9 protein-coding genes and 3 pseudogenes are annotated in these 12653 nt (G+C 50.9%); 6 read left to right on the top strand and 6 right to left on the bottom strand.

Annotated features, from left to right (window positions below; translation table 11 throughout):
* Positions 1-221 precede the first annotated feature (221 nt).
* Positions 222-722, top strand: coding sequence for a thiol peroxidase (tpx, locus tag ATN88_RS19965; protein ID WP_067419404.1), 501 nt, complete (start codon positions 222-224; stop codon positions 720-722).
* Positions 723-749: 27 nt separating this feature from the next.
* Here the strand turns inward: tpx and zntR are convergent, their stop codons facing one another.
* Positions 750-1169, bottom strand: a complete 420-nt coding sequence (gene zntR, locus ATN88_RS19960) for a Zn(2+)-responsive transcriptional regulator (protein ID WP_067419403.1) — start codon at positions 1167-1169, stop codon at positions 750-752.
* A 184-nt stretch (positions 1170-1353) separates the two neighbouring features.
* On the opposite strand from zntR, the pseudogene purH reads away from it, so the two are divergent.
* Both purH and purD read left to right on the top strand, forming a co-directional pair.
* Positions 1354-2953, top strand: a pseudogene (gene purH, locus ATN88_RS19955) (bifunctional phosphoribosylaminoimidazolecarboxamide formyltransferase/IMP cyclohydrolase).
* Positions 2954-3008: 55 nt separating this feature from the next.
* The gene (gene purD / locus ATN88_RS19950; protein ID WP_067419402.1) at positions 3009-4298 is read left to right on the top strand and encodes a phosphoribosylamine--glycine ligase; all 1290 of its coding nucleotides are present in this window, start codon (positions 3009-3011) and stop codon (positions 4296-4298) included.
* 92 nt (positions 4299-4390) lie between these two features.
* On the opposite strand, the gene ATN88_RS19945 is transcribed toward purD, so the two are convergent.
* Together ATN88_RS19945 and hupA are read right to left on the bottom strand one after the other, a co-directional pair.
* Positions 4391-5077 carry a DUF1481 domain-containing protein gene (locus ATN88_RS19945; protein ID WP_067419401.1) on the bottom strand — a complete coding sequence of 229 codons (687 nt, stop codon included), beginning with the start codon at positions 5075-5077 and terminating at the stop codon, positions 4391-4393.
* Between the two features lie 43 nt (positions 5078-5120).
* Positions 5121-5393, bottom strand: coding sequence for a nucleoid-associated protein HU-alpha (gene hupA / locus ATN88_RS19940; RefSeq protein WP_002542017.1), 273 nt, complete (start codon positions 5391-5393; stop codon positions 5121-5123).
* A gap of 236 nt (positions 5394-5629) precedes the next feature.
* Here hupA and ATN88_RS19935 point away from each other — a divergent pair, with 236 nt between their 5' ends.
* Positions 5630-6853: a hemolysin family protein gene (locus ATN88_RS19935; RefSeq protein WP_067419400.1), complete on the top strand. Its 1224-nt coding sequence runs from the start codon at positions 5630-5632 to the stop codon at positions 6851-6853.
* Between the two features lie 50 nt (positions 6854-6903).
* Here the strand turns inward: ATN88_RS19935 and ATN88_RS19930 are convergent.
* Positions 6904-7490 (bottom strand): annotated as a pseudogene (locus ATN88_RS19930) (YjaG family protein).
* Between the two features lie 93 nt (positions 7491-7583).
* Between ATN88_RS19930 and ATN88_RS19925 the strand changes: the two are divergent.
* Positions 7584-8489 carry a D-2-hydroxyacid dehydrogenase gene (locus ATN88_RS19925; protein ID WP_067419399.1) on the top strand — a complete coding sequence of 302 codons (906 nt, stop codon included), beginning with the start codon at positions 7584-7586 and terminating at the stop codon, positions 8487-8489.
* Positions 8489-9073, top strand: a complete 585-nt coding sequence (locus tag ATN88_RS19920; protein WP_067419398.1) for a uracil-DNA glycosylase family protein — start codon at positions 8489-8491, stop codon at positions 9071-9073. The genes ATN88_RS19925 and ATN88_RS19920 overlap by 1 nt, the downstream gene beginning before the upstream one ends.
* A gap of 366 nt (positions 9074-9439) precedes the next feature.
* Here the strand turns inward: ATN88_RS19920 and hemE are convergent, their stop codons facing one another.
* Positions 9440-10504: a uroporphyrinogen decarboxylase gene (gene hemE, locus ATN88_RS19915; protein ID WP_067419397.1), complete on the bottom strand. Its 1065-nt coding sequence runs from the start codon at positions 10502-10504 to the stop codon at positions 9440-9442.
* A 201-nt stretch (positions 10505-10705) separates the two neighbouring features.
* Positions 10706-12629: pseudogene (locus tag ATN88_RS29015) on the bottom strand (sigma-54-dependent Fis family transcriptional regulator).
* Positions 12630-12653 lie beyond the last annotated feature (24 nt).

Below are 12653 nucleotides of genomic sequence, written 5' to 3'. Positions count from 1 at the left end.
CACTGTCCTTAACTATTGAATTTTTTGATCCTTTCGGCTTTCTTGACGCTATCACACTCTCTGTGGGTTCCCAACTAATATTTTATTAGCGTCAAATCTTCGTATCCCATTACTAATTTTTCATCGCATCAGAGCAACGTAAGTTTCACATACTGAACACTTACACACTCAAAACCTGTGACACAATGTAGCGCGTTCGACATAACTTAAAGGAGAGAACCATGTCAGAAATTCTATTCCAAGGAAACCCGATCCCATTGGCTGGCAACCTGCCAGAGGTTGGAGCAGCAGCACCTGAGTTTACCCTCACTGCGGCAGATTTAACCGACCTGACGCTAGAGAGCCTCCGCGGCAACAAAGTTGTGTTGAATATCTTCCCAAGCATCGACACCCCTACCTGTGCATCCAGCGTTCGCGCGTTTAATGAAAAAGCAGGTTCGATGGGCAACACCAAGGTGGTGTGTGTGTCTGCAGACTTGCCGTTTGCCGTCAGCCGTTTTTGCGAGCTGGAAGGTTTGAGCAACGTTCAACATGCATCAACCATGCGTAGCCCTGAATTCATGAAAGACTATGGTGTGGCAATTGCCGCAGGTCCATTGCTTGGCCTTTCGGCACGCGCAGTCGTGGTATTGAATGAAGGCGGTGTGGTTAAGCACGTTGAGCTGGTTAACGAGCTGAGCGACGAACCAAACTACGACGCGGCATTGGCTGCTCTCGCCTAAGAAATAAGGAGGTATAGAGGGACGCCTCTATACCTCTGATTCCGACGCCAACGCTTCCAGGATAGAGCAGTGGCTGGCATCGTCATCCACGTGCCCACAGCACGCATCGTTAAGTTTTTTCAAAGCGGTACGTATTTCGGTCAGCTCCGCGATTTTCTGATCAATTTCATCCAGCTTCTTTTGCGTAATGCCTTTGACTTCCGCACAACTGTGCTGGCTGGCTTCAAGGCGAATTTCCAGCATTTCCTGAATGTCTTCCAGCGTCAAACCGATACGTTTAGCCTTTAAGATAAAATGCACCCGAGAAATGGCATCTTCACCGTAAAGACGGTAGCCACTTTCACTGCGCGACGAGGGCGTGATCAGCCCTACCTTCTCGTAAAACCTCAAGGTATCACCGGAAACGCCGGACAGTTTAGCAAGCTGGCCAATTTGCAACATCTTCATTTACTCACCTATGTTCGCCAGTCTCTGGTCAAAATTGTGACAAAACCATAAAAGCAATCGATTGCGTCAGTAATTTAGGTTAGAATATGCGCCGAATCAATCAAGGCTCTGCCGTAACGGGTATTTGGCAAAGCGGCTCTCCTAAAGCGGTTTTGCCAAATATCTTATCCCCACAGTTGAAGAGATGGTAGCAATGGAAAACGCTCGTCCTATTCGTCGCGCATTGATTAGCGTATCTGATAAAACCGGTATTGTTGAGTTTGCAAAAGCTCTGGCAGACAAAGGTGTTGATATTCTCTCGACCGGCGGCACTGCACGCCTGCTGGCAGAGCAAGGTCTTAACGTCACGGAAGTGTCTGATTACACGGGCTTCCCAGAAATGATGGACGGACGCGTGAAAACGCTGCACCCGAAAGTGCATGGTGGCATTTTGGGGCGTCGCGACACGGACGATGCAGTGATGGATAAGCACGGCATCTCGCCTATCGACATGGTGGTCGTGAACCTTTACCCGTTCGCAGAAACCGTGGCCAAAGAAGGCTGCACTTTGGAAGATGCAGTAGAAAATATCGATATCGGCGGCCCAACCATGGTTCGCTCAGCGGCGAAAAACCACAAAGACGTCACCATCGTTGTAAACGCATCAGACTATGATCGCGTACTAGCAGAACTGGATGCCAACCAAGGCTCTCTGACTCTGCAAACCCGCTTCGATCTCGCTATCTCTGCATTTGAGCACACTGCGGCATACGACGCATGATCGCCAACTACTTCGGCACCATGGTGCCATCTTACGGTGACAACAAAGAAGGTGATGACGAGTCGAAATTCCCTCGCACCTTCAACCAACAGTTCATCAAAAAACAGGACATGCGCTACGGCGAAAACAGCCACCAAGCGGCCGCGTTCTACACCGAAGCAAACCCAGAAGAAGCGTCAGTTTCTACCGCGACTCAGCTGCAAGGTAAGGCCCTGTCTTACAACAATATCGCAGATACCGATGCGGCACTGGAATGTGTGAAAGAGTTCGTTGAGCCAGCCTGTGTCATCGTCAAGCACGCTAACCCTTGTGGTGTGGCATTGGGTGACAACATTCTTGAAGCGTATGACCGCGCTTACATAACAGACCCAACCTCCGCGTTTGGCGGCATCATGCTTTTAACCGTGAACTGGACGCAGAAACTGCACAAGCGATCGTTGACCGTCAGTTTGTCGAAGTCATCATTGCACCAAGCGTATCTCAAGCGGCAGCAGATGTGGTTGCGGCGAAGAAAAACGTGCGTCTGCTGGAGTGTGGTCAATGGAACACACAAACCACAGGCTTTGACGTGAAACGCGTTAACGGCGGCTTGCTGGTTCAAGATCGCGACCAAGGCATGGTATCGATGGACGACCTGAAAGTGGTCTCTAAACGTCAGCCATCTGAAGACGAACTGCGCGATGCACTGTTCTGCTGGAAAGTGGCCAAGTACGTGAAGTCCAACGCGATTGTTTACGCAAAAGGTAACATGACCATTGGTGTGGGCGCAGGCCAAATGAGCCGCGTATACTCAGCGAAAATCGCGGGTATCAAAGCCGCTGATGAAAATCTGGAAGTGGCAGGCAGCGTGATGGCATCAGACGCATTCTTCCCATTCCGCGATGGCATTGATGCTGCAGCAGAAGCAGGCATCACTTGCGTGATTCAACCAGGCGGTTCAATGCGCGATGACGAAGTTATCGCTGCTGCAGACGAGCATGGCATGTCCATGGTCTTTACTGGCATGCGCCACTTCCGCCACTAAGCGATTTTTCAGCCCAATGCCTTTGTATTGGGCTGCTTTGATTTAAGGATTGAATATGGACGTATTGGTTATTGGTGGTGGCGGTCGCGAACACGCGCTGGCGTGGAAAGCGGCACAATCTGCAAAAGTGAACACTGTCTATGTTGCGCCAGGCAATGCGGGGACCGCGCTGGAGCCTAAACTTGAGAACGTCGCCATTGGCGTGGAAGACATTGCCGCGCTGGTTGCGTTTGCTCAGGACAAAAACATCGGCCTGACTATCGTGGGCCCAGAAGCACCGCTGGTGATTGGTGTGGTTGATGCGTTCCGTGACGCTGGCCTGCCTATCTTCGGCCCTACCGAAGCCGCTGCGCAGCTGGAAGGCTCAAAAGCGTTCACCAAGGACTTCCTTGCGCGTCATCAGATTCCAACGGCGGAATACCAAAATTTCACTGAGATTGAGCCTGCCTTGGCGTATGTGCGCGAAAAAGGTGCACCAATCGTGGTGAAAGCGGACGGTCTTGCGGCGGGTAAAGGCGTGATTGTTGCCATGACGCTGGAAGAAGCGGAAAACGCGATTCAAGACATGCTGGCGGGCAATGCCTTTGGTGAAGCGGGTCACCGCGTGGTAGTCGAAGAGTTCCTCGACGGCGAAGAAGCAAGCTTCATCGTGATGGTCGACGGTAAAAACGTCTTGCCGATGGCCACCAGCCAAGACCACAAACGTGTGGGCAATGGCGATACAGGTCCGAACACTGGCGGTATGGGCGCATACAGCCCTGCACCGGTTGTGACGGCAGAAATCCACGATCGCGTGATGAACGAAGTCATTTTCCCAACCGTACGCGGCATGGAAGCAGAAGGTCATCCTTACACTGGCTTCTTGTACGCGGGTCTGATGGTAATGGCCGACGGCACACCGAAAGTGATCGAATACAACTGCCGTTTTGGCGACCCAGAAACTCAGCCAATCATGCTGCGCCTTCAATCTGACTTGGTGGAACTGTGTGAAGCTGCAGTAGCAGGCAAGCTGGATACGGTTGAATCTCAGTGGGATCCACGCGCGTCTATTGGCGTGGTACTGGCCGCGGGCGGCTACCCGGCGTCATACGACAAAGGTGACGTGATTTCTGGTTTGGAAAACGCAGAAATGGATGCGGCGAAAGTGTTCCACGCGGGCACCGCAGAGAAAGACGGCAATGTCGTGACGGCAGGCGGTCGCGTGCTGTGTGCAACCGCATTGGGCGATAGCGTTTCTGAGGCCCAGAAGCGTGCCTACGAGCTTGCAGCAAAAATTAGCTGGAACGGCATGTTCCACCGTGATGACATCGGTTACCGTGCGATTGCGCGCGAAAATAACCAGTAATCACTGCCCTTCATGAAAAAAGCCCTTATCTCGACGAGATAAGGGCTTTTTCTTTACTTGTCACTGCCGCTGTCGGTTTTCTCGCCTTAGCGTCAGGCTTTAAACGTTGGCCTTGCTAGGCAGGCAGCATCGCCACCTTTTAGCATGATGACATCGGAGACGGTGTTGGTTCTTCTGCCTACTGAACCGATTGCGGCCAAGTAGTTACTCTTTTGATCGAGACTTTGCAGAAGGTAGTCAGGAAGCACAGTATCAAACGTCAGGCTTTTTTCTCTGTCGCTGCCACACTCTTCAAACGTGCCAGCTTTCCAATACCCTTGGAAAAAATCCTGCCCCTCTTTTCCAAGTGTTTTCGCACTTTCTAATGCTTGCTCTGCCTGTCGACGGTATTTCACCAGTTCCGTGCTGCGGATCGGCAACAGATCGCCATCCAAACGGTATTGCTGGTAAACAGCCTGACCTTCGGAGTCATAGCGAATAAGCAAAGAAAACGGTTTGAGTTTGCCGTCATCCAGCATGGTGCCGGTACGGTGAATTTCTCGCACGATACCTTTTCGCCAACGGTATTCAGACTGATATTGACCATAATCACCCATCATCACGATTTCGGATAAGGTTTCAGGAAAAGTCTGCTTTTCGTCGAGCCAGTAGATGCTGGTCGCATCACCTTGCACTGCGGCGGTTTGGGTCGTTTTTACAGGGACGATTGTTTCTGTCGAGCTACAGCCCGCCAGGACAATGGTAAGGAGTGAAAATAGGGGTACTACAAATGTGCGCATAAGAATCCGCCAAAACACAAAGAATGCTTTGGCGGAGTATAACTTACTTAACTGCGTCTTTAAGCGCTTTGCCTGCAACAAACGCTGGAACGTTTGCAGCTGCAATTTGAATTTCCTGACCAGTTTGTGGGTTACGGCCAGTACGCGCAGCGCGGTGGTTAACTTTAAAAGTACCGAAACCGATCAGTTGAACCTGATCACCGTCTTTCAGCGCACCTTCGATACCAGCCAGAGTTGCTTCCAGTGCTGCTTTCGCTTGTGCTTTAGACAGGTCTGCTTTCTCTGCAATCAGGTCGATCAAGTTGGTCTTGTTCATTAGGTCTTCCCTTCTTAGGTTTTCTTTGAGACAAGGCAACTCTAATTCAAAAGAAGCCCGGCTGGCAAAGGTTTGTGGCACTACAAGTGACTGTATGCAGAGTCTTTAACCATAAACTGAGCGCATCCTCACAAAATATTGGGTATATTTCCGCTTCAACACTTGTATTTACTGCGCTGAGACCCGATTCTTGCCGCTACTATTATTACTGTAATTTACTCAAACGCTGGAAAACGATGATCCTGCTTATCATGTTTGTGACGCTGTCTATCGGTGTCTCATTTATCTGCTCAGTCCTTGAAGCGATTCTTCTGAGTATCACTCCTAGCTATCTAGCTCAAATGCGACAGAACGGTCACCCAGCGGCTGCCCGCCTTCAAGAGCTCAAAGATGATATCGATCGCCCGCTGGCATCTATCCTGACCCTGAACACCATTGCTCACACAGTTGGTGCAGCGGCATCAGGTGCGCAGGCAACCAAAGTGTTTGGTGATGCATGGCTGGGTGTTTTCTCAGCGGTACTGACATTGGCAATCCTGCTGCTGTCTGAAATTGTGCCAAAAACCATCGGTGCAACCTACTGGCGCCAACTGGCTCCGGGTGCGGCTTCTATCCTGCGTTGGATGGTGTGGGCACTGACACCGTTTGTCTGGGCATCCGAGCAATTAACCCGTCGTTTGGCTCGTGGCAAAGAGCAACCAAAGCTGCGTGATGAAATTTCGGCGATGGCACTGCTAGCAAAAGAAAGCGGTGAGCTGGAAGATGATGAATCGACCATGCTGACGAACCTGCTTAGCCTGCGTGACGTCCCAGTGACCAAACTGATGACGCCACGTCCGGTACTGTTCCGTGTGGATGCATCGATGACCATCGATGAGTTTTTGAAGCAACACCACGACACGCCGTTCTCGCGTCCTCTTGTCTATGCAGAGCAACGTGACAACATTCTGGGCTTTGTTCACCGCCTTGAGCTGTTCTCAGCAAACCAACATGGTAGAGGCGACCAACCGCTTGGCAGCATTATGCGTCCAATCCCAGTGGTCCACGATTCAACGCACGTGCCAAAAGCGTTTGACCGCTTGATGGCGCAACGTTCGCAACTGGCACTTATCGTGGATGAGTATGGTGACGTTCAGGGCATCATCACCATCGAAGACATCTTTGAGCACCTGATGGGTAAAGAGATTGTCGACGAAGCGGACAAGACGTCGAACATGCAGGCACTGGCGCAAGAGCGCTGGGAAGACTGGAAAGAAACCCACGGCGTGATTGAAAGCAAAGATGACGACGAGGACGAGGCACCAAAGGCCACCGCAGAATCTGACATCGAAGCGGAAGACGCGAAAGTCGAGCCTCAAGAAACCAACGCTGAGGGAGAAGACACAAAGTCTGACGCTGAAGCAACCACGCAAGATACGGCAAGTGATGCCAAAGAAGCGGACGCGAAAACCGCAAAATAAGACATAAAAAAAACGGGCCGATGGCCCGTTTTTTTTTCGCGTTGCCTACCTTAAATCGATAGACCCAGATTGCTCACGCCATCTTCACGAAGTTCATTACGAATGCCGCGGATCATCTCAATGTCGCGCTCAGTCGCTTCTTTCAGTGCACGGAAGATCGCCCACTGTACATCCCACTCAGCGCACACTACTCAATCTCTTTCTGATTTTCGTCAGTCACTTCAACGCCAGTTTGCGCTTCTTCAAGTTGCGCCACGCTTGCCACTGATTGCTGGCTGATTTTCAGCACAGATTCCATCACGAGATCGCGGTCTAGCAAGGTGTGGATCAGGGTCGACATTGCCACACAAGCGTCAATCGCTGGGTAAACCAGGTAGATGTCGAACTCTTCGGTGGTTGGGATCAGCTCTTCCAGTTTCTCCAACTGACGTTCAAAGTCGACCTTGGCGTTTTTCACCGTCAGGACTTCCCATACGCAGTCGAGCAGCGAACGAAACGACTGTGGCTCGGCGAAGTCAGTCTGCTGACAGAACGCCGCATAGTTCGGATACATACGCTCCACCAGCGCCGCCATAAAGGTGATGTGCTGCCATTGCTCGAGTTTTTCGAGTCGCAGCTGGATCGGATTTTTTAACATGGTCTGCCGTCTACACTGATTACCGACGTATAATGCCGGAAAGGATTTCCGCGCAAGTGTACTTTATATACTGCGCCAGCAAAAGGAACAGATATGCACCAACTCTATCTTTGCTCTGCCAAACATGACCATTACCGAGCACTGCTAGAGGCGGTGCCTTTACCCGAACTGGTGCTGACCGATTCCCTTGAAGACGCGACAATAATCTTAGGCGATCCACCCAAGCTTGCAGCGAGAATTGAAAAGGCCACCCAATTAAAGTGGCTGCAATCCACCTATGCTGGGGCTGATGCGCTACTTAACGCGCCACGTAGGGACTACATACTCACCAATGTGCGCGGCATTTTTGGTCCTTTGATGTCGGAATATGTGTTTGGGGAACTTCTCTCCCTTACCCGTCATTTGCCTCATTATCGCGAGATGCAACAGAGCGCGAGCTGGTCACCTACGCCGTATAAAGGGCTGACGGGAAAAACCATGGTGGTATTAGGAACGGGTTCTATTGGGGCACATGTGGCGTCCACCGCTCGCCACTTTGGTATGAAGACCATAGGTGTCAGCCGCTCTGGCCATACCATCGCTGAATTCGACAAGGTGCTGAAGACTCAAGATATGTCCTCGGCGTTGGCAAATGCGGATGTGATCGTTTCTATACTGCCTTCAACGCAAGAGACGAAAGGCATCCTCAATAAAGAGACTTTGTCAGTCTGCCAGGATGCCATTTTGTTCAACGTCGGACGTGGCCCAGCAGTGGATGAGCAAGGGCTGTTGGAGGCGATCGATAGCGGACACATTCAACATGCGGTCTTGGATGTGTTCTGCCAAGAGCCTTTGCCGGCGTCGCACCCATTCTGGCAACATCCCTCAATCTCGGTTACGCCCCATATTTCTGCAGAAAGTTTCCCCGAGCAAGTCTTTGACATTTTCGCCGATAATTACCGTCGCTGGATAAAAGGCGAGCCGCTGAATTACGTGATGGACTTTTCGTTGGGGTATTAATGACCGACATTGCACTGCTCACTCTGCTGGATGAGGTTCGACGCTGCAATCACTGCGAAGCGCACTTACCGCTTGGCCCTCGACCTGTCGTCCAAGCCAGCAGCACTGCGAAACTCTTGATTATTGGGCAAGCCCCCGGCACCCGTGTACATGAAACAGGAATCCCGTGGAATGACCCAAGCGGCGATCGCCTGCGCGAGTGGCTGCAAATGGGCAAAGACAGGTTCTACGACCCAACTCAAGTCGCCATCATGCCGATGGGCTTTTGCTATCCAGGTCGTGGTAAATCCGGCGATTTACCGCCAAGACCGGAGTGCGCGCCAAAATGGCACACGTCAATTTCTTCGCACCTTCACAATGTACAACTGACTTTGCTGATCGGTGATTATGCACAGCGTTATTACCTCAACGGAAAACCCAAAACGCTGACTGACACGGTCAAAGCAAACACACAGTGGGCACCCGATTCTATCGCGCTTCCCCACCCCTCACCGCGCAATAACCTGTGGCTAAGAAAGAATCCATGGTTTGAAGAGAAAACGCTGCCTTTGCTAAGAAATCGTATTGATCAGCTTTTTAACTGACATTCAGCTTTTTCCTGAACGCCATCTCGATCATTAACACAACAACACTCTAAATAACTGATATAAAAACACTTAATAGCAGCGTGCAGCTTTCTTGGCGATTTCCCCAGTAAACCTGATCAACCCTAAATTAAGGAAAGAATGCCGAAAATATCTTTATTTCGCATGCGATCAGCTTTTCTTATGTCAAACAGCTTTTTCCTGAACAAAAATTCACACCAAGAACGCGCAAAGACATAAATAACTGTATTTAATGCAATTTATTGTCATGTACAGCTTTTCGAGGAATATTCCTAACGAACCCTGTACGAACTGCAGAAACAAAAAAGGCCGACAATATGTCGGCCTCGCAATCTTGCACTTGGATTACTTGTGGTATGGCCTTGAAAGCTCGTGTACCGCATCCACAAACACACCCGCGTTTTCTGGCGGCACGTCCAAATGGATACCGTGACCAAGGTTGAACACATGGCCAGAGCCCGTGCCAAAACCTTCAAGAATGGTGGCCACTTCTTCGCGAATACGCTCAGGTGAAGCATAAAGCATTGATGGGTCCATGTTGCCTTGCAGTGCCACTTTGTCACCGATGCGACGCTTAGCCTCTGCCATGTCGATGGTCCAATCCAAACCCACGCCATCACAACCTGTTGCTGCGATTTTCTCCAGCCACATACCACCGTTTTTGGTGAATAGCGTTACAGGTACACGGCGACCTTCATTTTCACGGACCAGGCCATCAACGATTTTGTGCATGTATTGCAGCGAGAAATCGTTGTAATCACGTGGCGTCAGTACACCGCCCCAAGTATCAAACACCATCACAGACTGCGCGCCCGCTTTGATTTGCGCATTCAGGTACTCAATCACGCTGTCTGCCAGCTTATCCAGCAGCAGGTGAAGCGTTTGAGGGTCTGCGTACATCATCTTTTTGATTTTGGTGAACGCTTTAGAACTGCCACCTTCCACCATGTAGGTCGCAAGTGTCCAAGGGCTACCAGAGAAGCCAATTAGAGGCACTTGACCGTCCAGACCTTTGCGGATGGTACGCACAGCGTTCATCACGTACTGCAGTTCACCTTCTGGATCAGGCAGACCGATTTTTTCAACATCGGCTTTACAAGTGATTGGACGCTCAAACTTCGGACCTTCGCCGGTTTCGAAGTACAGGCCAAGACCCATCGCATCTGGGATGGTCAGAATGTCAGAGAACAGGATTGCCGCATCCAGATCGTAGCGGCGCAGCGGTTGAAGGGTCACTTCACACGCGAGCTCAGCGTTTTTGCACAATGACATGAAGTCGCCAGCTTGCGCACGCGTCGCCTTGTATTCTGGTAGATAACGGCCAGCTTGGCGCATCATCCATACCGGGGTGTAATCTACAGGCTCCTTGAGCAAAGCACGCAAATAACGATCATTCTTTAGTTCTGTCATTGTCTACTTCCTGAAATTTGTTCAGCAGTATTGTAACACCCTCAGAAGGCAACTAAAGCAGTCCTTTGTGGAGATGATCATAAATATTTACACTCAATGCAGCTGGTATTTGCTGATAGATTAATCACATGTTAAAAAATTGAACAAATAACAAAATGTCTATTTAGACACTACCCATAATCGCATCTTACCCCCGCCTCCCTACGGCGGGTTTTTTTTGCCTGTTAACACCTCATTGTCACTATACCGCCTTGCGATACCTGCTTTCTTGATGCGCCTGTGCACGGTAGAGCGATCGACCCCGAGTGCTCGGGCCGCTTCAGAGATGTTCCACCCACAGTTCTCAAGGGTTGCCAGTAAGGTATCGGTAGCCGCTTTGTCCTCGACGCGCTTGGGCGCAGCAAGCTGGATGTGATCAGGGAGATGCTCGGAAAGAATTTCACCTTCAGGCAAAACGCCAAGGCAAACTGGAGGATATTTTCCAGCTCACGGATATTCCCCGGCCAGGCATAGTTTTCCAACAATGAGCCCGCAGCTTGGGAGATAAACACCGAATGGCTGTTTTTGGCGATGATGGCATCCGCAAGCCAGAGTATGTCTCTACGCTGTCGAAGCGAAGGAATATCTAAGGTTGCGCCGTTGATGCGATAAAAAAGATCTTCTCGAAACGCGCCGCTTTGCACCAACGCAGGCAAGGATTTGTGGGTAGCAGCTAACACCCGAAAAGACACTGGCACTGATTTGGTTGCGCCCACAGGCAGCAGTTCTCTTTCTGCTAACACCCTTAGCAGCCTTGCTTGCAGTGGCAACGGCATGTCGCCGATTTCATCCAAGAACAAGGTGCCGTTGTTGGCTTGCTCTATCAGCCCTTTCTTTCCTTTGCTCCTCGCTCCCGTAAACGCGCCATCGGCATACCCAAAGAGTTCACTCTCAATCAAGGTTTCAGGAATAGCAGCACAATTAATGGCCACAAACGGCCCTTTTTTTCGGGCAGAGCTTTGGTGAATAGCGCGGGCGAGATACTCCTTACCTGTGCCGGTTTCACCATTTAACAGCAAGGGTAAATCAGACAGTGATAAGGTGGTCGCCTTGTTAGCAAGTTCAGCCATCGCGTCATCATCGCCGTAAAGTGCGGATAAGCTGCCACTTATCACCTTCTTACGTCGCTGCACGGAAGAAGGCTGCGGGGCAATCGCATGGGCAAACCAAAGGTCGCCGTTTTTCGTAGCCACCAGCCTTTCTTCGGTGGGTAGTGCACGACTTAGCGCGGGAAGCTCGTTGATATCGAGGTTAAAGAAGTCCGAAAACAGCGCGCCAAGCAAGCGTGCCGGATTACGCCAATCGCTGTTACCAATGCCGGACAACAATCGTTGGGCACTGTGAGTCATGCCGATGATCCGCCCTTCGCAATCCACCGCCATCGCGCATTCAGGGTCAACGTCCAAAAATGCCGGCGATTGACTGAGTCTGACAATCCACTCCTTGCGAAAGGTATTCATCAATGCCGCCATTTCAATGCGACGGGTACAGGCAGTGACAAGCTGAAGTGTGAGTGCCTGACTGCCTTCGGCACAGGGCTTTGCAACGCGGAAATATCTAAGACGGCGGCAAGGGTGCCATCGACATCGTAAATAGGTGCTGCTGTGCATGACAGCGGCGAATGAGTGGCATCAAAGTGATCGGACTGATGCACGGTCAATGCTTCCCCAGTGAAGATACAAGAGCCCACGCCACAGGTGCCCGCGCGCGCTTCTGACCATTCCGCCCCAAGATATAGGCCTGATTTTTTTAGCTCCCACGTCAGCGATGCATCACCTTGAAAATCCACAGTGACACCATCGGCATCGGTCAGCATTAACACATAACCGTGATCGGCCACTTGCCGATAAAGTGAATCCAAACCGTATTTGGCGGTTCGAATCAGTTTATCTAGCCGCTCTCTGTGCTCTTTTAACTGAGTGTGGGGGACGATATAGGCTTCTTGCAGCACCACAGGATCAAGAGAATAGTCATCGATGCATCGTGCCCACGAGCGTGCGATGACTTCATCACGCGCACTCTTCTCGCCCTCGACAACACGCTGCACTTCCCTGATGTGTTCATTGACGTCCGTTGTTACAGCCATACGCAACTACTCCTGCTTTCCCTA

Origin of the sequence: Enterovibrio coralii (assembly GCF_001559595.1) — a bacterium.
Lineage (GTDB): Bacteria > Pseudomonadota > Gammaproteobacteria > Enterobacterales > Vibrionaceae > Enterovibrio > Enterovibrio coralii.
This window is presented reverse-complemented; position numbering and strand designations above follow the sequence as displayed.